The sequence below is a fragment of the Secundilactobacillus malefermentans DSM 5705 = KCTC 3548 genome (genome assembly GCF_001436395.1).
GTDB classification, from domain to species: Bacteria; Bacillota; Bacilli; order Lactobacillales; family Lactobacillaceae; genus Secundilactobacillus; species Secundilactobacillus malefermentans.
In genome coordinates, this window is sequence record NZ_AZGJ01000031.1 from 1 (window position 1) to 21,073 (window position 21,073).

The 21,073-nt window shown below is 43.3% G+C and carries 22 protein-coding genes; 5 read left to right on the forward strand and 17 right to left on the reverse strand.

The features are described from left to right. Positions 1-126: 126 nt before the first annotated feature. Entirely contained in the window at positions 127-744 is a 618-nt protein-coding gene (locus tag FD44_RS06665) for a DedA family protein (protein ID WP_010619328.1), read from the forward strand. Positions 745-755: 11 nt separating this feature from the next. Continuing rightward, positions 756-1,187 carry a GNAT family N-acetyltransferase gene (locus FD44_RS06670; RefSeq protein WP_010619327.1) on the forward strand — a complete coding sequence of 144 codons (432 nt, stop codon included), beginning with the start codon at positions 756-758 and terminating at the stop codon, positions 1,185-1,187. A 20-nt stretch (positions 1,188-1,207) separates the two neighbouring features. Here FD44_RS06670 and FD44_RS06675 read toward each other — a convergent pair whose 3' ends face one another. From FD44_RS06675 to FD44_RS06690, 4 genes are all read right to left on the reverse strand, one after another. Beyond that, entirely contained in the window at positions 1,208-3,016 is a 1,809-nt protein-coding gene (locus tag FD44_RS06675; RefSeq protein WP_010619326.1) for a heavy metal translocating P-type ATPase, read from the reverse strand. Between the two features lie 318 nt (positions 3,017-3,334). After that, positions 3,335-3,898: a TIGR01440 family protein gene (locus FD44_RS06680; RefSeq protein WP_010619325.1), complete on the reverse strand. Its 564-nt coding sequence runs from the start codon at positions 3,896-3,898 to the stop codon at positions 3,335-3,337. 53 nt (positions 3,899-3,951) lie between these two features. Further along, positions 3,952-4,791, reverse strand: a complete 840-nt coding sequence (locus tag FD44_RS06685; RefSeq protein WP_010619324.1) for a bifunctional hydroxymethylpyrimidine kinase/phosphomethylpyrimidine kinase — start codon at positions 4,789-4,791, stop codon at positions 3,952-3,954. Positions 4,792-4,806: 15 nt separating this feature from the next. After that, the gene (locus FD44_RS06690; RefSeq protein ID WP_010619323.1) at positions 4,807-5,307 is read right to left on the reverse strand and encodes an ECF transporter S component; all 501 of its coding nucleotides are present in this window, start codon (positions 5,305-5,307) and stop codon (positions 4,807-4,809) included. A 211-nt stretch (positions 5,308-5,518) separates the two neighbouring features. Here FD44_RS06690 and FD44_RS06695 point away from each other — a divergent pair, with 211 nt between their 5' ends. The 3 genes from FD44_RS06695 to FD44_RS06705 all read left to right on the forward strand — a co-directional run bounded on the left by FD44_RS06695 (position 5,519) and on the right by FD44_RS06705 (position 8,237). Beyond that, entirely contained in the window at positions 5,519-6,715 is a 1,197-nt protein-coding gene (locus FD44_RS06695; protein WP_010619322.1) for an acetate/propionate family kinase, read from the forward strand. A gap of 74 nt (positions 6,716-6,789) precedes the next feature. Further along, positions 6,790-7,260, forward strand: a complete 471-nt coding sequence (greA, locus tag FD44_RS06700; protein ID WP_010619321.1) for a transcription elongation factor GreA — start codon at positions 6,790-6,792, stop codon at positions 7,258-7,260. Positions 7,261-7,316: 56 nt separating this feature from the next. Further along, a complete protein-coding gene (locus FD44_RS06705; RefSeq protein ID WP_010619320.1) occupies positions 7,317-8,237 on the forward strand; it encodes an aldo/keto reductase in 921 nt (306 codons plus the stop codon). Positions 8,238-8,276: 39 nt separating this feature from the next. Here FD44_RS06705 and FD44_RS06710 read toward each other — a convergent pair whose 3' ends face one another. From FD44_RS06710 to trpD, 13 genes are all read right to left on the reverse strand, one after another. Continuing rightward, positions 8,277-8,711 (reverse strand): hypothetical protein, encoded by a 435-nt coding sequence (locus FD44_RS06710; protein WP_010619319.1) that lies wholly within the window; start codon positions 8,709-8,711, stop codon positions 8,277-8,279. Positions 8,712-8,727: 16 nt separating this feature from the next. Continuing rightward, positions 8,728-9,183: a hypothetical protein gene (locus FD44_RS06715; RefSeq protein WP_010619318.1), complete on the reverse strand. Its 456-nt coding sequence runs from the start codon at positions 9,181-9,183 to the stop codon at positions 8,728-8,730. A gap of 296 nt (positions 9,184-9,479) precedes the next feature. Then, entirely contained in the window at positions 9,480-10,616 is a 1,137-nt protein-coding gene (locus tag FD44_RS06720) for an LPXTG cell wall anchor domain-containing protein (RefSeq protein WP_010619317.1), read from the reverse strand. Beyond that, entirely contained in the window at positions 10,613-11,737 is a 1,125-nt protein-coding gene (locus tag FD44_RS06725; RefSeq protein ID WP_010619316.1) for an LPXTG cell wall anchor domain-containing protein, read from the reverse strand. The genes FD44_RS06720 and FD44_RS06725 overlap by 4 nt, the downstream gene beginning before the upstream one ends. A 139-nt stretch (positions 11,738-11,876) precedes the next feature. Continuing rightward, the gene (arcD, locus tag FD44_RS06730; RefSeq protein WP_029327507.1) at positions 11,877-13,298 is read right to left on the reverse strand and encodes an arginine-ornithine antiporter; all 1,422 of its coding nucleotides are present in this window, start codon (positions 13,296-13,298) and stop codon (positions 11,877-11,879) included. Between the two features lie 137 nt (positions 13,299-13,435). Next, positions 13,436-14,092, reverse strand: coding sequence for a VIT1/CCC1 transporter family protein (locus FD44_RS06735; RefSeq protein ID WP_010619314.1), 657 nt, complete (start codon positions 14,090-14,092; stop codon positions 13,436-13,438). 57 nt (positions 14,093-14,149) lie between these two features. Next, the gene (locus tag FD44_RS06740; RefSeq protein ID WP_010619313.1) at positions 14,150-14,833 is read right to left on the reverse strand and encodes a VIT1/CCC1 transporter family protein; all 684 of its coding nucleotides are present in this window, start codon (positions 14,831-14,833) and stop codon (positions 14,150-14,152) included. Positions 14,834-14,963: 130 nt separating this feature from the next. Beyond that, positions 14,964-16,088, reverse strand: a complete 1,125-nt coding sequence (locus FD44_RS06745) for a vitamin B12 independent methionine synthase (protein ID WP_010619312.1) — start codon at positions 16,086-16,088, stop codon at positions 14,964-14,966. 381 nt (positions 16,089-16,469) lie between these two features. Next, positions 16,470-17,258, reverse strand: coding sequence for a tryptophan synthase subunit alpha (gene trpA / locus FD44_RS06750; RefSeq protein ID WP_010619311.1), 789 nt, complete (start codon positions 17,256-17,258; stop codon positions 16,470-16,472). Next, on the reverse strand, positions 17,251-18,459 hold the full coding sequence (gene trpB / locus FD44_RS06755; protein ID WP_010619310.1) for a tryptophan synthase subunit beta: 1,209 nt from the start codon (positions 18,457-18,459) through the stop codon (positions 17,251-17,253). The genes trpA and trpB overlap by 8 nt, the downstream gene beginning before the upstream one ends. Positions 18,460-18,477: 18 nt before the next feature. Next, on the reverse strand, positions 18,478-19,047 hold the full coding sequence (locus tag FD44_RS06760; RefSeq protein ID WP_010619309.1) for a phosphoribosylanthranilate isomerase: 570 nt from the start codon (positions 19,045-19,047) through the stop codon (positions 18,478-18,480). Further along, positions 19,013-19,828, reverse strand: a complete 816-nt coding sequence (trpC, locus tag FD44_RS06765) for an indole-3-glycerol phosphate synthase TrpC (protein ID WP_010619308.1) — start codon at positions 19,826-19,828, stop codon at positions 19,013-19,015. Before trpC ends, FD44_RS06760 begins: the two co-directional genes overlap by 35 nt. Then, complete coding sequence (trpD, locus tag FD44_RS06770) at positions 19,825-20,844, reverse strand: anthranilate phosphoribosyltransferase (RefSeq protein ID WP_010619307.1); 1,020 nt, start codon at positions 20,842-20,844, stop codon at positions 19,825-19,827. The genes trpC and trpD overlap by 4 nt, the downstream gene beginning before the upstream one ends. Between the last annotated feature and the right edge of the window lie 229 nt (positions 20,845-21,073).

A 21,073-nucleotide genomic window follows, 5' to 3' on the forward strand; every position in this document is an offset into this window, starting at 1 on the left:
AGGACTTTTGTCCCAGCCACTTTGTTAGTTTTTTCTTAAGCTACTGAATGCCAAATCGCTTTTCGTTGACTTCCTATCCTCTTTTTCGATACACTTAACAAAAATATAGACTCGGAGAACAAATAAATGAACATGACCACAATTACTGACCTGATTAGCCAATATGGCTATATCGGCATCGCGTTGTTGATCGCGCTCGAAAACATTTTCCCGCCAATTCCATCAGAGGTCATTCTTACATTTACAGGATTTTTGACCCTAACGCATGGCCTTTCAATCGTTGGGGCCATCATCGCTGCAACAGTGGGCTCCATTGCTGGTGCCCTCGTTTTATACGGTGCAGGCCGCTTACTCAAAGTTGAGCGCCTAGAGGCCATTATCAATGGTCGCCTTGGCAAAATTTTGCGCCTCAAAGCGACTGATATCGAAAAAGCGTCAAATTACTTCCTAAAACATGGTGGTAAAACCATTTTCTTGGGGCGCTTCGTTCCCATCATCAGGAGTATGATTTCAATTCCAGCCGGAATGACAAAGTACCCGCTGACCCATTTTATGACCCTCTCAATTATCGGAACCCTCATTTGGAATACCGTGCTCATATACTTGGGTCACAGTGTTGGCAGTGCGTGGCCTACGATTGTTGCGGGATTCTCATCCTACTCGAAAATTGCAGCCGTCCTCATCTTAATTGGATTGGTAACTGGCGCAATTTGGTGGTATGTTAAAAAGAAAAAAGCTGCATAGGAGATTTTAAATTGGAACTAATCGTTGGTAATCAAAAGTGGAACCGGGGTGCCGCACTCTTTATTCGTCAATCCGTCTTTGTCACGGAGCGCGGGATTGCCCGTGAAGATGAATTTGACGCAAAGGATACTGACGAAACCATTTACGTGGTCGCCTACGAGGATGCAAGCCATCCTGCTGCAACGGCTCGTTACGAAAAAATGGACGCTGAAACCGTTCGACCTGGACGCGTTGCCACTCTACCGGCTTATCGTCATCAAGGACTAGCCGCCAAAGTGCTGAATGCCCTTGAGGAATTTGCCCGCAAACAGGGCTTAACCCGGTCACTCATTCATGGTGAACTTGATGCGGTCGGCTTTTATGAAAAAATGGGTTATCAGGTTGCATCAGCCCCCTTTGAAGAGGACGGCGCACCGGTCGTAACCCTAACTAAACAGCTCTAACCTAAAAAGCTCTTCGGAAATTAATCCGAAGAACTTTTTTTGTCGTGATCACTTCTTGCTCTTAGTGCTAACAAAATCGTAATCGTATCAACCGCTTCCTGAAAAATAGCTCCCAGAAGGGCTGGAATAATACCGGTTGCGGCAATCAACATTAAAACGACTAAGATGACAATTCCCGTTAGAACATCATTTCGCGCAATGCGCATGGTATCCTGACTAATTTTAACAGCGCGGGCTAATCGGTGTAGATCGTCCTTCAAAATAACGGCATCGGCAGACTCACTTGCAGCAGTGGCGCCGTGTTCGCCCATTGCGACACCAACATCAGCGGCAGTCAATGATGGCGCATCGTTTACGCCGTCACCCACCATGATGACCGGTCTATTTTCTGATGGCACTTCCCGCAAAATTTCAACTTTATTCTCTGGTAAAAGATCACCATGAACCTCATCCAACCCCAAATCAGCCGCAATTGAATTTCCGATAGCTGATTGATCACCAGTAAGCATCACCGTTTTTTCAACGCCCAACTCTTTAAGCTCCGAAATGGTTGCTTTGGCCTCTGGTCGTAATTGGTCCAAGAACGTGATGACTCCCGCATACTGACCATCTACTGAAACGTAAATGGCGGTCTTATCTAATTTTTCAATTGGTTCATCGGTGACAAACTTTAGCTTACCAACCTTCACGTGTTTGCCATCAATCATGGCTTCAATTCCTTGGGCTGTGACTTCTTTTAGTTCTGAAGCCTCGCTGAGCATGTCGGCGGACACGTAATCAATCAGGGACCGAGCCAGCACGTGACCTGATTGTTGTTCAGCACTTGCGGCAAAATGGAGCAGTGTTTGCTCATCAAATTTGGCGCTTGGTTGAATTTGACTGACTTCCAATTTTCCCTTAGTCAGCGTCCCGGTCTTATCAAACGCAATTGTCTTGGCAAGGGCCAGCTTTTCAATAGTTGTCCCAGTCTTGACGATGATGCCGTTTTTACTTGTCCGACTCATTCCCGATACCAACGCAATCGGTGCCGCCAAAATCAACGGACATGGCGATGCAACAACCAGAACCTCAGCCAATCGAACTGGATCCCCTGAAATCAGCCACGCGATGACCGCAATTAAGACAGCAATAATCGTAAATGGAACCGCATAGCGATCAGCCATTCTAACAAATCGAGCCGGCTGCGATGCTGACTGCTTCACTAATTTGATAATGGCCTGATATTGACTATTTGCCGCCGTCGATGTGGCCTGCAGGGTAATTGCCTGATCACCATTAACGGAGCCCGACATAATATCGCTGCCGACGCCCTTTTCGACGGGACGTGACTCGCCCGTCAGCGATGACTCATCCATTGTTGCGGTTCCCTTGATAACCCGCGAATCAACCGGAACTTGTTCACCCGGCTTCACCAAAATGTAGTCATCCACTTTGACCTCGTTGGCCAAAATATCAGTCGTCCGTCCATTTTTGACCAAATGAGCCTTTTGCGGCGAATTATCCAACAATGATTTTAATTCTTGACCCGCTTTGTGCGATGCGTAGTCTTCAAGCGTATCGCCACCTGTCAGCATGACCAACACCATCAAACCAGCCCAGTACTCACCGACTGCCAAAGTAGCCACAATGGCCATTATCGCAAGCATGTCCACGCCGTATTTACCAGACCGCAATGTCCGAATCATTTCGATTAGCATCGTTAACGCAACAAATGCCCCAATGACCGTCACCAAAATTTGAGCAAATAACGCATCGTGCATCCCAAATTCTAAAATGAGGGCAACCACTCCGGCTACCAACGTCATGCCTAATTTAAATCCATGCGACATGTTAACCCCTCCAATCGACACAACTTCACTATTTTATTTCTAGCTACATTATAACAATTTTAAATTAAAAATAAACCTAAGTTACTTCAAAAAGGGACAGATACAAAACTAAAGTTTTGTATCTGTCCCTCCTATTTTCTACTTATCTTAATCGGGTTCCAAAAGGCACCTCCCTACGCCTAACTACGATCAACAAACAATCCAAGTACGGGATTTTTCGTTAATCTAGGTTACGACTTGGACTGTCGCACTTCGACATAGTCCAATCGACATCGTAGCGGAGTACGCTCGGAAGCTAACCGCCTTTTATCACACCTTCTATTTAATCAATGCCTCGTCGTATACTGCCCGCGCGCCACCAATTAAGCGGGGACGGGATGTTAACATCGTGGCTCTCGCCTCACCAATATCCTTTTGAGCAACCCGAATTGGAATTTGCACAAATTTAACGTGCATCCCAATTTCCGTGTCACCAATATCCAAGCCGGCATTTGCATCCCCGTTAATTCGTTCAACCTCAACCGGATCTTCAAATGAGTGGTACGCTGCAATTTGGGCTGCGCCACCAGCATGAAGGGACGGATAAACCGTTACAATTTCATAACCGCGTTGTTCAGCGACTTCCCGCTCCATCAACAACGCCCGGTTAATATGTTGACAGCCTTGGACCGCCAAATTTACATGATGTGCCGCTAAAATTGGGCGAATTGTTTCGATGATGATATCTCCAATTTTCTGGTTTGAATGGCCACCAATTTTAAACCCAGCAACTTCGCTTGAGCTACAACCAAGAACGAATAACGAATTCTTGGGTAACGTGACTTGCTCAAAGAATTCTTCTAGAACCTGCTTTGTCTGTGTTGCAATTTGATGCAAATCCATTTCAGCCATTTTAAAATCCCCTTTTCATGAATGCTCTGTTTATCTCTTTTTCATTAAAATCGATCATCTAGTTTGCTTAGTTCATGGATGACATTGTGCAGCGCCATTCCAAAACGTAATTCACGATTAGAATGCATCGTTTCTTCGATTGCAACAGCCAGCAATTCGCTTGTCTTTTTTACTGCTGCATCTGCATCCCAACTCAATTCGATTAGGCCGCTCAGGATTGCCGTAAATAAATCTCCAGCACCATAAAAGTGTTGATCCAGTAACGGATTTTCCACGTGCAATATGGCCTCGCCCGCCGTTTTCCACCAAACTTCTAATACACTATTTCGTTGAATCCCAGTAATGACCACCAAGGACTTGTCATTCAACTGGCCCGTTAATCGCGCCAAAACGTCTCGCACTCGACTTTCAGACATTTCTGGCTGCGGGTCGTCGCCAACTAGCAGTTGTGCTTCCGTCCAATTTGGCGTCAAAACGTCGGCCTGTTTAATCAGCGTCTTCATTTTTGTGACGTACGATTGGTCGAACCCCTCATAGAGTTTGCCATGATCGCCCATCACTGGATCAATGGTCACTGTCGAAACCGCTGATTGTTGGATAAATTGGTCCACCATATCCACTAGCGCTGGTGTCCCGACGTAACCAACCGCGATCCCTGAAAACGTCATTGATGCGCGATCCCAATGGGCCACGGTCCGTGCCACCCAGTCTTTCAAATCAATCGCCGCTGGCTTTCCAAATGCCTCCGTTTGCGTAGACAAAAGGGCCGTTGGCAATACTGACGTTGAAATTCCTAAACTTGCGTAAACCGGAACCGCAACATTCAATGAGATTGCGGTTGCCGCCGATAAATCTTGAATAGTCAGAAACTGGCCTGTTTGCATACTTTTTCTCCTCAATTACCTGATATTAATTCGATTCTTTAGTCCGTAACTCATTAAGTAACCTACGATTGCGCCAACAATTCCTTGCACCAGGTTCATCGGAACCCCAAGTGCGCCAACCGGAATCTTATATAAAATGGAATCAGTCACAAAGTAGCCAGCAACCATCACAATCGTGGCAATGGCTAGCCCCATAATTTGCGTTGAACGCTTCGTCTGATATCCGAAGTAACCGGCAACCCAGCCTTCCAAGCCATGAACAATCAGCGAAAACAGCATGTATTGTGAGTAGCCTGAAATTAAATCCAGCAAAAATCCCGATAAGCCGCCAACAATGGCCCCATCCCGTTTGCCCAATAAAAGCGCCGCAATAAAAATACCTGCATCACATAAATTAATATTACCATGGGTCATCGGCACCGGAATAATGAAGATTCGCGCAATCACGACGGTAGCCGCCGTGATCATCGCAACTAAAACAAGTTCTTTAGTCGTCATTCGGTTTGGATTTTGCATCTTGTTGCCCTCTTCCACTTATGTCATTCAATTATTAAGATATAATTAGAATAACCCTAACCGAGGACCTAAGCAATACAATTAGACAAACTTGCCAAACTGGCTAACGACAACTTCTCATTGAAAACTTAATATTTTTGAATTCTTATTGAAAACGGTTTCATATTCGATTAGAATAAGCTTGAACTACTAAATCTTGGAGGACACTAACATGTCAAAAGTATTAGCAATTAATGCAGGAAGCTCTACCCTTAAATGGAAGTTATTTAATTTACCAGAAGAGACCGTTGTTGCCGAAGGAATGGTTGATCGACTCAATTTGCCCGCCTCAGTTTTTAAGCTCAAATTAGCTAACGGTGAAAAGCATGACGAGACCCGTGACAACATTACCAATCGTCAGGCCGCTGCAATGGTGCTGACCCGTTTGAAATCTTTACATATTCTGGAACATTTGCACGAAATTGTGGGCGTTGGGCACCGCGTCGTTGCTGGAGGGGAAGACTTTAAAGATTCCGCCGTTATCACCCCTGACGTCTTGAAGAAGATTCAGGCGCTATCTTCATACGCGCCCCTTCATAATCCTGTTCAAGCCTACTACATTAAGACGTTCCAAACGTTACTCCCTGATGCTGTTCAGGTTGCCGTGTTTGATACATCACTCTATACGGACATGCCACAGGTCAACTACATGTACAGCATCCCCTACGAATACTATGAAAAATTTGGTGCCAGAAAATATGGCGCCCACGGAACCAGCCACCGGTATGTTGCGCATCGTGCCGCTGAAATTTTGGGAAAGCCATTTGAGTCTCTCAAAATTATTACCCTTCACTTGGGATCTGGATCCTCAATCACAGCATTTGATCACGGTCACGCAATTGATACCTCAATGGGATTCACCCCTCTTGCTGGGGTTACCATGGGAACGCGTTCCGGTGACATCGACGCCTCTCTAGTCGCCTACCTAATGAAAAAATTAAAGATCACAGACGTTCAGGACATGATTGATATCCTAAATCAAAAGTCTGGATTACTTGGAATCTCAGAATTATCCCCCGACCAACGAGATTTGGAAAAGGTGGAAAGTACCAATCCAAAGGCTAAACTTGCCTTAGATATTTTTGTAAACCGCGTCATTAGTTACATCGGAAGCTATGTCGCCAAATTAAACGGCATTGATGCCCTCATCTTTACCGCGGGATCTGGAGAGAACGGCATTGAAATGCGTCAAAAAGTTGCCGACCAATTGGCTTACTTTGGCATTACTGTTGATCCAGAAAAGAATAACGTTCGAGGCAAAGAAACCCGAATCAACCAGGATAACGCCCCGGTTGACGTACTTGTCGTTCCAACCAACGAAGAATTAATGATTGTTCGAGACGTTGAACGATTAGGAAATGTGAAATAATTTGACTAGGTGGTCTTGCACCACCTATTTTTTTTGCTAAAATGAAGTCATTATATTCTATGAAGGAGCTTTCAATGGAACCCGAAACCACACCCATAACCGCGGCCGGTTATCAAAAAATTGAACAGGAAATTGAGCGTCTCAAGTCAACTAAACCCACTGCGATCAAACGGTTGGCTGAGGCTGCAGCGCTTGGCGATCGATCCGAGAACGCAGAGTATAGCGAATCTAAACGAGCCCTAGGACAACTAAAGGGGCGGATTCAATTTTTAACCAAGCAACTACAGTACTCGGAGGTCGTCACTCCGAGAGACGATTCTAAAATTGAAATTGGTAAAACAGTGACCATCCAGTTTTTGGACGATAACGAAGCCGAAACATTTGAAATCGTTGGCAAACCCGAAGCGGATGTTGACGCAAATAAAATCTCACTCGTTTCTCCAATCGGTTCCGCCTTGTTGGGCGCAAACGTTGGCGACACAGTCACGGTCACTGCGCCAGCCTTTAGCTATCAGGTAAAAATAACGGATGTAACCCTCAGTTAACCATTTCATTTAAAAAATGCGTATAATTGAAGATAAGTAATGGAGGTAATATTTTTATGAAATCAATCAAACTTGGCAACACACAGTACGAGGCTTCTCAAGTTGCCTTAGGAATCATGCGAATGGATGCTCTTTCAGTTGATGACGCAGCAAAGGTCATTGAAACTGCCCACGATGCCGGCATCAATTTTATCGATTCTGCCGATATCTATGGTGACAACAAGTCGGAAGAAGTCTTTGGTAAAGCGCTGAAACAGTCATCCTTAAGTCGAAATGACTTTAAGATTCAATCAAAGGGTGGCATCATACTTGATACCCGCTACGACTTTTCAAAACAACATCTACTGGATGCAGTTGATGGCGAATTGAAACGGATTGGAACGGATTACTTGGATTCATTCCTCTTACATCGTCCAGATCCTTTGATGGAACCAGATCAAATTGCGGAAGCCTTTGATGAGTTACAGACTAGTGGGAAGGTTCGCCACTTTGGTGTTTCAAACTTCAACCCTGGTCAAGTTGACTTCTTGCAAGCCAACGTCAGCCAGCGTTTAATGATCAATCAACTTCAATTTGGCGTGATGCATACTGGGGCCATTGACTTTGGCATGCATACTAACCAACAGGATGAAGGTAGCATCGATCACGACGGTGGCATGATTGAGTATTCTCGTTTACACAACATGACGATTCAAGCTTGGTCACCATACCAATACGGCGCCTTCGAGGGTCCTTTCATCGATAACCCTAAGTTCCCAGAACTTAACGCCGAGCTTCAAAAGCTTGCCGACAAATATGGTGTGACCAAGAATGCCATTGCGACTGCCTGGATTATTCGCCACCCAGCACGCATTCAAGTGATTCTTGGCAGCATGAATCCTCAGCATATTCAAGAAAGTGCTGCGGGTGCAGATGTCACCTTAACGAAGCAAGAATGGTATGACGTCTACTTTAAAGCGGGACACAATTTACCATAAATTTGACCAAATAAAGAGTGATTCGGTTTTTAAACCGAATCACTTTTTTGATACGCGTTTAATTAAATAATAGAGCAAAAATACGGGACTAAATAAGATAATGATCAACCGAATTGTAAACCCAGATGCCAGCATGTTAACTTTACTATCCTTAACGTATTTAGCCGTGGGTTCATGCGGCTTTATCCCAAATTCGCGATTATTGATTGTGGGAGATGGCATCCCCAGTGTCGAGCTCGGCTCAGTCGTACTCATGTTGCCCTGATTCACATCCAGCATGCCATCCTTTCCTGGCGGAAAAACCTTAAGTACCACGTAGGGATAAATGGCGAAGTAGCTGATAGTGAAGTACAACATCATCCACGTGAACCGCCAAATAAAATCGCCGGCTTTGGTCGTTGTAAAGCCTGCCAGTCCTACGATGATGAGGAACGGAATTAAACCTGCCAAATAGCTATTGACGTATTTTTTCATGACACTCCCCCACTTACTAAACTTCAAGTACCACCATAATTAAGTTAAGCCAAATCATAATGGTCAAGTATTCATACGAAACTGCCAAATTGGTATGCCTGCGGATAATTCGGTTAAATAAAATAATCATCACCATTAAATTTCCAAGAAATCCTAAAAATCCACTCAGGCTTAAAAACGTTGGGATAAATGCGATAATCATCCAAATTCGTTCCCAACCTGTTAAATTAGAATAGTCAAATCCACCAATATCACTTTGTTCATGATTCTTAAACCATTTACTTCTGACAATAAGGAAAACAAGGGTGCAGACGATGGCGGGAATCATGGCGTAGATTACGATTGCTGTGTGTGGCTTTTGAATATGAAAGTAAAATAGGCCGAAGCCAATGTACAACCAATAAACCAGGAGCCCCAGCAAAGCAAGTCCTTTCATAAAGTTGGCTGAAATGTGATTATGGCGCTGTTTCAAATTTTGTCCTCCTCTGCAGTGCTTCTTTCAAGATTCTCCTATTTTCTCAAAACTTTGATTCCCCAATAATATACGATAAAAAGAACACTAACCATAATCATCGCAAACCGTAAAACAACATCTAAAAAAATATATAAAGCAACGTAGGGATAAAGGCCAAAAGAACTAATGATAAAGTAAATAACCCATCCCATTAAATGCTAGTAAGTATCACCCATATAAACTGATAACCCCCGCCAAACCAATAATGATAACTGCAGGAATAAGGCCAATTAAATAGATTGGTATTAATTTTTTCAGTATCGCATATTCTTCCTTTTAAAGACCGCTGCGATGCTAATTATAAGTATCACCAAAAGGTAAGAAGCGTAATTATTACTAGAATCGCCTGTTTGTGGCAATTTTTGTTGTTTCCTTATTAATTTTTTCTTATTTGTTACAGATTTCTGAGCTTTCTCGCTTTTGGACTCGATCCTGCTTGGTCGAGCGTAATTTTTGTATCGATAAAATAGCGGTTCATTAGGTGATACTATAAGAATCGCATTCTGTATCTGCTTTCCAACGAGAAATCTCGAAATTACGCTAAGGTCACCATTAGAATCAACCGTAATTATATAACTGCTACTCTTTTGAAAGACAAAACTATATTCGTGTCCAAAATTGATTGTTCTATCTTTAATTACGTTTCCATTTGTATTCCAAATAGTTAATGCATATTGCTTTTTGTTGTAATTTAACCGTTCAAACAGGATTGATGCACCATTAACATAGTCATGTTGTACAATGCCTATCCTTTTGTCAGCCGTCCAATCAATACAAGTGTCCGACCCATCTTTATGTTCAACGTCTGATTCCACATCTGTCCGATAATAATAGGATACATTAATAATCCCACTTTTAAATAATCCTGCTGTGTTATTTGATTTTGATTCTAGAATCCACTGTCCATTGTTGTTAAGTAGGTCTAACGCCTTTGTTTTATACGGTGTCCCAACTACTCCTGTTATTTTTTTCTTAGCATATACTTCTTCTCTATTTTTAGTTTCGTTGTAAAGGTAAGAAACTACCACAGTTCCTTTCTTTTGAGCTTCGGTCACTGCTATATTATCAGATTTATTTTCTGTTGATTGACCTACTTGAACAGTCTTCTTCGTTTCATTTGAAACGGCGGTTTTCTTCTCTTTTCCTGTAATTAGGTTTCTTTCTGTCTGATTCGATTCTGTCTTAGTAACCTCCGGGCTATCTTTACTGCTGTCCTTCGAGTTACTCATCTGACTCGATGGCTCAGAATTAACAGACGAACTACTGTCAGATGACATACTGACATTCGCTTTTACGCCTATTTCACCACCTATAAAAGTCAGAATTAACGTCATTAAAAAAACGAGTAACTTACCAATAACTACCTGATAGTTACGATTAATCTTGCTCAATTTGAATTCCCTCTTTTCTGAATACCCACCAATCCGAGCATAAGACCCAACATGATTCCAAATATCGAAAAATTAATCGTTTTTTCTTCATTAGACTGAGGTAAAATTTTCTGTTCCACTTTTAATGACCTAATTGAATTTTCTTTTACTTTAGTGTTTATATTTTGAGTACTGCTCCCATTATTTGAATTGTCCACTATCGTTGGCATTCCATTCACATTCTTAATCACAGTACTTGCCCCAAGATATGTGATGCTCTGTGACTGCCCATTCTTCAACGTATAGGCTTTCCCATTGATCGCTAACCAGATTTTTTTGTTTTTCATTAATCTCATGGCCACTCGTACGGAATGACTTCCGAATTTTATTTGAGCTGTGGCCGCTGTTGCTTCTCCCTTTTGATTATATTTTCCAACCGTTGATAAATACACAAACTTATTCTTATAAATAAAGGAATATCGTCTCTCTCGACCTAATCTATCGAAAACAGCTTGCGTATCAATGTTTGCTCCATAATCGGTATCAGCATCAATATAAGAATTACTTAATTTAAGAATCTTTAAATCATTAATAACGTAAAAAAGATGGCTCCCATCTTTAAATAAATGATTATCTGTTTTAGCAACACTCGATGGCAACTTTTTTGGCATTCTTTTACCTTCAAATAAGTAATCCGAATCCGTAAAGGTGGCACGTTTAAATATGCCGTTCCTCGCATAAAACACAGTTTCATTTCCGTTAAAATCAGAAAATAGAATTCTGGACCAGTTGCCCGTTGAATCTACCTTGTTCCAAGTCTGTGATAAATCCTCATTTGTAATAAATTGCTCATCATTTTTACTTTTCTTGTATTTATAAGGCGCTCTTTTTGTCGTTGTCTTCGTTATATGAGAAACCGTGCTGCTCTCTTCATTTGTATTTTTCTTTGCCGCCAAAATTGCTTGCTGAGTATTTGAAGACGAACTGTTACTACTACTTGTTTCACTATAACTACTGCTACTGTCAACCTGTGTTGCACTTTGCAAAGACGTTGTATTAGATGTCGTCGTATCCGCCTTCACTGTCATCCCTATTGACAGACTCACTAGTAACGCTCCCCAAGTTAACAAACGCTTTTTCATTACAATCTCCCCACTCCACTTGTAATATTTATGTAACATTAAAATTATCATATTCTATTTCTATTTCGTCGTCAAGCTCACTTATTAACAATAAAAAAGGCGTTCTTCTTTTTCAGAAGAACGCCTCGTTACTTTAACTTTATATATGAATAACCCCGTTTGCCAGCATGAAAATAGTCACAACCGCTGTTGCGCAAATCAGCACGGTTGCCACCCACTCTCGTTTGGTAAGCAATATGTTGACTGCATCCTTTCTGGCAAGCATGTACAGCACGATTCCTGGAATATAAACAATCAGACAAATCAGCAGGTATTCAATCCCGGCGAGAATAATGGCGCCCAGTTGGAATAACAGCGCAAAGATTCCGATTGCTAACTGCAGCCGATTGCCACTTTCCGAACGGTGTTGCCATGAAAACTTCACTTGGTAAGCCGCCACGAAAATGTAGCAAATCACAATTGAAGCAGTACATAAACTATACGCAAAAACGTAAGCCTGACTTGTAAATACTAGCGAGATCAGAAACAGTTGAACGATAATTCCCGTCAGAACAAGTGCAGTTGTTGGTGCACCAAACCGGTTCTTTTTCCCAAAAAATTTGGCTAAGAGATGCTGCTCAGACATGGATTGCAGTGTTTCAGCTGGTAACATCGTCCACGAAAGCCATGCACCAAGGATTGAAATGAGCAAGCCAATACTAATGAACGCGCCACCCCATGCCCCAACCATATTTTCAAAAATATAGACCATGGCTGGTTGTTTCATCGTTGCCAATGCATCCCTGCTCATGTACCCGTACGGTAAAATTGAAGCGAGACAGTAGATGACTAGTAGTCCCAGCACCCCGTATATCGTAGCTCGTCCTGCAATGCTGCGACTCTTTGCGCGGGCGGACATGATGGTCGCGCCTTCAATACCAACGAAGACCCACATCATGACCATGAGACAGCTCTTAATTTGACCAACCAAATTTCCGGTTGTCATTTGGCCTTGCATATTCGTCCAAAATTGAGCGGTAAATGTATGACCCTTAAAGAGCACAACTGCCACGATAATGAACGTGAAAATTGGAATCAATTTGCAGACGGTAATGACGGTATTCATCAACGCCGCACTTTCAATTCCCCGATTCACTAGGTAGGTAAGTGCCCAAACAACAAGACTTGCTACTATTATGGACGGCACATTATTGCCGCTCTTGAAGATTGGAAAAAAGTAACCAAGTGTACTCATGAACACTGTGGCAAAGGCCACGTTTCCCAGCCAGGCAGACATCCAGTAACCCCAGCCACTGATGAACCCGACAAAGGTTCCGAACCCGGCTTTTCCATATGAGAAAATGCCATCTAAATCTGGACGCTTATTTAATAGATTATTCAGCGACAAGGCTAACATTAGAATCCCAAATCCGACGATCACCCAAGCAATCATTGCGGGCCCTGGAGATGCCGCACTTGCCAAATCACTACTTAACGCAAAGATGCCTGAACCAATAGAGGAGGTAATCACTAATGCTATTAATGTTATCCCGTTTATCGGGTGAGCTGTTTGATTATTCATAACTTTCCCCGTATTCTTTCTGCTACTAACGGAATGCCCGTTTAACAGCATTTTCACGTTTCTTACTATATCATAGAATACAGGAAAAACATTATGAAACCATGATGAAAGTATGAATTTTTATGAAATTTTGACTTTTAGAACATTCGGCCCACTAAATAATGAATAATCATCGTGATAATTCCAACAATGATGTTTCGAATAATCGCAGTTTTTGCAAGGCCATGACCCAATCTGGAACTTAAAAATCCCGTCAACGCAACAGATACCATAACTGCTGCAATCGTAATTGGCCATTGATAAGCAACTGGTGATAGTGAAATAGCTAACAAAGGAAATAAGCCACCTGCGCCAGCGGCAAATAGTGACGCAAATGCTGCATCCCAGGGATTCATGTAGTGGCCCAGTTGAATATCATATTTTACACTCGTAACCGTTTCCAATGGCTTTTTATTCATGAGGTCCTTCGCGATGGCCATTGAGGTCTCAGGCGTGACGCCCCGATCAACGTAATAATCCCGCACCGTTTGGAGTTCATGCTCGTAGTCTGTCTTAATAAGTTGCCGTTCACGTTCCACGGCAGACTTCTCTGTATCTTTTTGGGTACTAACCGAAGCATATTCGCCGGATGCCATTGAAAAGGCACAAGCCAGCAAATCTGATAGTCCCGCAATAAAGATGGTGAATTGGTCAGTAGTAGCCGCGGCAACACTGACTAGAACCCCCACAACCGTTAGGATTCCATCGTTTGAACCAAGAACACCGGCTCTCAACGTGTTGAGCTTTTCATCCATCGTTAAGCCTGATTTTTCACTTTTCGACTTCTTTTTTAAACATTTACGACACCTCCCTTATTGTCCGAGTAAGTGACCGATGTAAAAGGTCACAATCATGGTTAATATTCCGGCAACGATATTCCGGAAAACACCCTTTTTAGTATCCGACTGTCCTAAACGGGCGGCCGTGTAGCCAGTAATTGTTAGTCCAATAATCACCGCGATAAAGGTTCCCCAGATTCTCATCGACTGTGGCAGTAACGTGATTGCAACCATCGGCAAAATAGATCCCGTTGGAAAAGCAATCATCGAGGCAATGGCTGCCGCATAAGGGCTCGTAAACTCATTCACGTTGAAGCCGTAGCGTTCTCGGACGGTCGTGACCACCGCATCTTTCTCCATCATTTCTTTAGTTGCCTGAGTCGCTAGCTCGGCCTTGATTCCTGAATCAACATACTTTTGCTTAACAAAGTTAAATTCGTCATCGTAGTGATCGTCAACCGCGCGTTTTTGTTCCATCACGGCACGGCGCTGAGCGTCTTTTTGTGTATTAACTGAAACATACTCCCCCATCGCCATTGAAACGGTTCCGGCAATGGCTCCTGCAAATCCCGAAATAAAAATTGCAAAACTATTCGTGGTTGCACCTGCCACACCGACAACGATTCCGGCAACGGATAGGATGCCGTCGTTAGCCCCCATGACGGCCGCTCGCATGATATTAATTCGTGCAGCTAAACTCATTGGTTTCTTTGCCATACTAATCCCCTCTTACTTTAGAATAATTCTAATCAATCAACAAATCTATTCTACCCCTTTTTTCAAAAGAAAAAAGCCTGAAGTTTAATTTCAGGCTAATTCATTAATGATTAAATACTATTTTCCGATTTTATTCCCAAACTTCCTCAGCAATTTCCTTCACTAGGGTCAGCTTATCCCATTGTTGTTCCTCGGTGAGTTTATTTCCCTCTTCGGTTGAGGCAAATCCGCATTGGGTTGATAATGCGAGATTTTCCAATGGCACGTATTTTGCAGCTTCATGAATTCGGTCAATTACCTCATTCTTATCTTCTAATTCTGGGAACTTCGACGTGATTAAACCGAGCACAATCCGCTTGTCTTTGTTGCCATTCCAAATTTTAGTCAACGGAGCAAAACCACCGGCCCGTTCGTTATCATATTCTAGGAATAGGCCATCATAGTTAAGTTGACCCAAATACTCAGCAACCACATCGTAACCGCCCGCAAACAGGTAGGTGGATTTGAAGTTTCCTCGACAGACATGGGTTGTCACCGTTAAATCAGCTGGTAAATCAGCAATCGAGGCGTTAATCACTTTAACTGCATCCTCTGCCAATTTAACAAATTTTGCGTGCTCTTCCGGCTGATCCTTCGTCGCATTTAGCTGGCTAATTAAAAATGCCCAAGTCGTGTCATCAAGCTGAATGTAGCGACAACCTAGTTCGTAGAAATGCAAAATTGTGTCGCGGTAGGCGTTTGCTAAATCCACCAAATAAGCATCCCAACTATCGTAAAATTTTGACCAGTTATCGCTACGGTTATCCCGGAACAGCATCGTTGGTGATGGAATCGTCTGTTTGGCCAAAACGTCTTCAGGGGTCAAGCTATTAAAATACTTAAAGCTATCGAAAAATGGGTGGTCTGGATTGAACGCAATCTTACCGACCAAATCGGCGTTATCAGTCCGGGTTTTGTCCCCCTTGAACTTATAGCTCTTGTGATAGTCGTAGTGACCCACGCCGGTTAGGCCCCAAAGGAAGTCTAAGTGCCACCAGCTACGGTTATATTCGCCATCCGTCACTGCATGCAAGCCCAACTCAATTTGCTTTTCGACAATCCGTTTTGTTTCGGCATGTTGAACTTCTTGTTTGGCAATCTCATCAATTTTTCCAGCCGCAAAATCGGTACGTGCCTGCTTTAGCTTTTCTGATCTTAACAAACTTCCGACAACGTCATAGTTAAATGGAATCTTGGTTAGTGTTTTTTGGGTCATTATTATTCCTCCAGAATTTTTATTAAATATTTGTACAAAAAAATCGCCTCTAACCCGTCATTTGACAGATTAGGGACGAATTTTCGCGTTACCACCCTTGTTTGCACTTTCTTTGCAGAAAGCGCCTCACCGGTACCCAACAGTACCTGGCAAGTTATCGGTTGCAACCGGTCAACCAGCGTGAACTGGCCAACAACTATTTAGAGCTCATCTTCGTTTAACCCGCGCACGTCCTTTTCCACCGACCGGACTCTCTTGATTGCGATAGCTAAATTACTCTTCTCCTCAAAGCTTTTCGTACATACATTAAAATTTAATGATAAATATAAGCCGTTTTGGCAACTTTGTCAAGTCGCTGAAATGCCACCGTCCACATTAATCCTAGCGCACTTCGACCGGACTATCAATTGCATTTCTTAATGTCTTCGCATAGTCGGCCAATTTTTCTGGTGCTTCTCTGCCGTACTCTTCCACCAGTTTGACCATTGCACTTCCAACAATGGCGCCATCCGCTAACTGGGCCATCTCTCTCGCCTGATCAGGCGTATGGATGCCAAATCCAACTGCGACTGGCACATCCGTGTTTGCACGAATTGACTGAATGACCTCACTTAAATCGTTAGCAAATGATTCTCGGGTTCCAGTGACACCAAGGGAAGAGACCATATAAATGAAGCCGGTCGCAGCTTTCGCAATCTTGGGGATTCGATCTGCTGAAGTGGGCGTAATTAACGGAATAATATCAACGTCATATTTTTCAGCAATTGGCACAATTTCATCACGAGATTCGTACGGCAAGTCGGGAACAACGAGGCCACTGACCCCAAGTTCTTGACACTTTTTACAAAAAGCTTCGTATCCGTACTTAAATGGAATATTGATATAGGTTAAAAATACCAATGGTACTTGCGTTTGTTTCCGAATTTCTGCCACAATATCAAATATTTTGGCTGGGGTGACTGCTTGCTTAAACGCTCTGAGGTCGCCCGCCTGAATAACTGGACCATCTGCGACTGGATCCGAAAACGGAATACCCAATTCGACAATGTCTGCACCGGCGTTTGCGAGTGCGACCACGTTTGCCACCGTTCCGTCAAAATCTGGATCATCCGCAATAACAAAAGGAATTAGCGCTTTATGATTGGTAAATACATCACTTAAATTAGTCATCAATTTCAACTCCTCGGTATTTGGCAATGGAAGCAACGTCTTTGTCGCCTCGTCCTGATAAGGTACATACAATAATTTTATCTTTACTCATCGTAGGTGCAATCTTTCGCACGTAGGCAACAGCGTGACAGCTTTCGATTGCCGCCACGATGCCTTCCTGTTGTGCAATGTACTCGAAGGCATCAACCGCTTCATCATCCGTGATGCCCACGTATTGTGCTCGACCTTTGGCAGCTAAAGAAGCGTGTTCCGGTCCAACTCCTGGATAATCTAACCCAGCGGAAATTGAATATACTTGGTCAATTTGACCATCTTTGTCCTGCAGGAATAAAGACTTCATTCCGTGGAAAATGCCGGTGCTCCCCCGCTCGATGGTGGCTGCGGTTTGATCCGTATCAACGCCTTTACCGGCGGCTTCAACCCCAACCAATTTGACGGAAGGATCATCGATGAAATCCGCAAAACTCCCGATGGCGTTACTACCACCACCAACGCAGGCAACGACCATATCTGGCAAGGTTTGTTTTTGGGCCTGCAACTGTTTCTTCGTTTCCTTGCTGATGACGCTTTGGAAATCATGAACTAATTTTGGAAATGGGTATGGACCAACTGCTGAACCCATGACGTAAAAGGTATCGTCGACTCGACCAGCCCACTCCTGCAATGTAGCGTTAACGGCATCCTTGAGGACCATCGACCCAGTTGTTACAGCATGCACTTTGGCACCCAACAATTCCATTCGATAAACGTTTAGTTTTTGGCGTTCGGTATCCTTCTTACCCATGAATATTTCGCATTCCATCCCCATCAAGGCTGCAACGGTTGCCGTCGCAACACCGTGTTGTCCGGCGCCTGTTTCGGCGATGAATCGGGTTTTACCCATATGTTTTGCCAAAAGGGCTTGTCCTAAAACGTTATTAATCTTGTGAGCACCCGTGTGGTTCAAGTCTTCTCGCTTCAAATAAATTTGAGCGCCACCGAGGTCTTCAGTCATGTTCTTTGCGTAGTAGAGCAAAGAGGGCCGATTGGCGTAATCTCGCAACAAGGTATGTAATTCATTTCTGAAATCAGCATCGTCCTTTAACTCATCGTACGTTTTTTCAATCTTCGTTAATTCATTCATTAAGGTTTCGGGAATATATTGTCCCCCGAACTCACCATAGTGTCCTTTTTTAGTTGTTTCCGTCTTTAATTGATCCATTTTTAGTCTTCCCTTCTCTTAAGCAATTCCGTGTGCCAATTTGACTAGCTCATTAATCTTGTCAAAATCCTTGATACCCTTGGTTTCGGCGCCACTGGAGACGTCTACAAAATCTGGGGCCACTTTCTCGATTGCTTCTATTATATTTGTGGTGTTTAACCCGCCAGCCAAAAATAATGGCTTATGAGGCTGCTTAACAATTTGATTCCAATCGAGCGGAACGCCACTTCCCTTTCCACTATCAACCATTTGGTAGTTGGCCTGGGTGGTTTCCCGAGTCACCTTAATCACTGGAATCCCATTAGATTGTAGCGCGGCCACGACCGTTTCATCTTCGCCACCGTGCAACTGAACAATACTGATGGCTCCGGATTTGACCGCATCAACCATTTCGACCAACGGTGCATTCACAAAAACCCCAACCGTGGGAATATCATCTGAAATAAGCTGTCTAAGTCGGATTGCCTGTTTCAGCTTTATTTGCCGCTTGCTTGGTGCAAACACAAACCCCGCTAAATCTGGTCTTGCGTCATTAACAAACTGAGCATCTTCCTCACGCCTCAACCCGCAAATTTTGATTTTTGCCATCGAAAGCACCCTCTAGTTCTTTGATCATTTGCACCTTGTCAGTCGCCCGCATCAGGGTCTCACCAATGAGGACACCATTGATACCAGCCAGTTCAAGCCGTTTCACATCCTGACGATTTTTAATCCCACTTTCGGCAATCATCGCCACTGACTTTGGAATAAACTTTCTTAGCCGTTCACTGTTGGTCAAATTCATTGAAAAATCTTTCAGATTCCGATTGTTGACGCCAATTATTTTTGCGTTAACGGCCAACGCCCGTTTAATTTCTACTTCACTATGAGCTTCCACGATGGCGGAAAGTCCCAACGAAGTTGCTAAATTCAAGTACTCTTGTAATTCTGGTTGCGTCAAAATGCTCACAATTAGCAAAATTATCTTAGCGCCACTAACCTTGGCTTGGTAAATCATGTAGGGGTCGATGGTGAAATCCTTTCGCAAAACGGGTACATTGACTCGTTTGGCAACGGCCTCTAAGTAGGTCAGTTTCCCTTGAAAGTAATCTGGTTCGGTTAGGACTGAAATGGCAGTGATGCCTGCCTGATTGTAGGCATCCGCGATCGTTTCGTATGGAAATTGTGCGGCGATTAACCCCTTTGAGGGCGAGGCTTTTTTGATTTCCCCAATAATGTGAATCCCAGGCTTTTCCAACGTTTCACTAAATGTGAGACCATCGCCGATTGGCATTGCTTCGGCCTGCTTCTTAATTTCAGCAAATGAGACCTGTTGCTTTTCATGCGTCAGCCGGATTTTCGTGGCTGCAACCAAATCGTCGAGAATCATGCAACCACCGCCTGACGACTCAATTGAATAAATTCATCAAGCTTATCGCTGGCAGTCCCATCGTCAATGATTTTGGTTGCTAACTTAACGGCATCTTCGAGTGATAGGTCAGGATGAACAACGTGAATAGCGGCACCAGCGTTCATCAACACAATATTTCGAGTTGCTTCTCCTTTACCAGCAAGAACGTCCCTCGTAATCTTGGCATTTTCTTCAGGTGTCCCACCAACGATTGCTGAATGAGGTGCCCGTTTGAACCCAAATTGTTCAGGTGTAATCTCGTACTTCGTAACTTTTCCATCCCGTAGCTCGGCAACCGCGGTACTATCAGAAATGGAAACCTCATCCAATCCATCGCGTCCATAGACGACCATGGCATTCTTAACGCCCAATTCAGCTAGGACATGTGCCAATGGCTCAACAAGTTCCTCCGAGTAAACGCCCAACAACTGATTGGTTGCGTGTGCAGGGTTTGCAAGTGGTCCTAAAATGTTAAATAACGTTCTAATCCCAAGCTCTTTTCGGACGGGTGCCACGTATTTCATTGCTTGATGATATTCCTGGGCAAACAAGAAGCAAATTCCGATTTGCTCAAGCATGGCGGCACTGAAGGCGGGTGAGTCATCAATTTTAACGCCTAAAGCTTCGAGAACATCCGCTGCACCGCTTTTAGATGAAGCGGCCCGATTACCATGTTTAGCAACTGGAATTCCAGCACCAGCAACGACTAGCGCTGACGTGGTTGAAATGTTAAATGAGTTTGAATGATCGCCGCCGGTACCCACGATTTCTAAAACGGGTTCGTCAGTGTGAAATTTCAACGCATGTTGGCGCATCGCGCTGGCAGCTCCAGCAATCTCAGCAACCGTTTCATTTTTCACGGATAATGCGGTGAGTAAACTTGCAATCTGAACGTTTGATGCTTTACCATTCATAATTTCATCAACAACTGTTTGGGCTTCTTCAAATGTTAAATCGTTTTTTTTTGATACTTTCTTAATGGCATTTTCAATCATATTAATCACTCCGTATTTTTATTTTTGTGTTCTTCTGGAATTGACTCGTTTAGTTTTTGCCATCGTTTTCCTGGATTAATCATCATTTTATTTTCTCCTTTAGATACAAAAAATCCGTCCATAACAAGAATTAACTTGTTAAGGACGGATTTTCCGCGGTGCCACCTTAATTCGATAAAGAACTATCCCTGTAAGTAAAAACGGGGTAGACTTCTCGCGCTTAGCAAGG